The following is a 772-nucleotide window of genomic DNA, read 5'->3' on the forward strand; positions in this document are numbered from 1 at the left end:
GTCACTGTGAAGTATGTGCCCGATGCCACGGGTGACCGGCACTTCGCCGATGACCTGACCGTCGACCGGGATGATGTGGACGGTCTGCTCTCCGAGTTGGACGAGTACGCGGTCGAGCAGGCGCTGCAGATCTCCGAGAACTCCGATGACGATGTCGAGGTCACCGTGTTGACGGTGGGTCCTGAGGATGCGAAGGACGCGTTGCGCAAGGCGTTGTCGATGGGCGCGGACAAGGCGGTCCACGTGGAGGACGACGATCTGCACGGCACTGACGCGATCGGTACGTCCCTGGTGCTGGCCAGGGCGGTGGAGAAGGCCGGCTTCGATCTGGTGATCTCCGGTATGGCGTCGACGGACGGTACGGGTGGTGTTGTTCCGGCGCTGCTGGCGGAGCGGTTGGGTGTTCCGCAGGTGACGCTGTTGTCGGAGGTGTCGGTGGAGGGTGGCGTGGTGAAGGGCCGCCGTGACGGGGATGCCGCCTCGGAGCAGTTGGAGGCGCGGCTTCCGGCGGTGGTGTCGGTCACCGACCAGTCGGGCGAGGCCCGTTACCCGTCCTTCAAGGGGATCATGGCTGCCAAGAAGAAGCCGGTGGAGTCCTGGGACCTGTCCGATCTGGAGATCGAGGCCGGTGAGGTGGGTCTGGCGGGTGCCTGGACGACGGTCGAGTCCGCGACCGAGCGCCCGGCCCGCAGTGCCGGCACGATCGTCAAGGACGAGGGGCAGGGCGGCAAGCAGCTCGCCGAGTTCCTCGCGGGCCAGAAGTTCATCTGAG

The 772-nt window shown here is 66.6% G+C and carries 1 protein-coding gene; it reads left to right on the plus strand.

Translation table 11 applies throughout. The features are described 5' to 3' along the window. Positions 1-771: electron transfer flavoprotein subunit beta/FixA family protein (locus CTZ28_RS46375; RefSeq protein WP_398658146.1), on the plus strand; the 771-nt coding region annotated here is incomplete at its 5' end. Position 772: the final 1 nt, after the last annotated feature.

Origin of the sequence: Streptomyces shenzhenensis (assembly GCF_003688995.1) — a bacterium.
Classification (GTDB): Bacteria; Actinomycetota; Actinomycetes; order Streptomycetales; family Streptomycetaceae; genus Streptomyces; species Streptomyces shenzhenensis_A.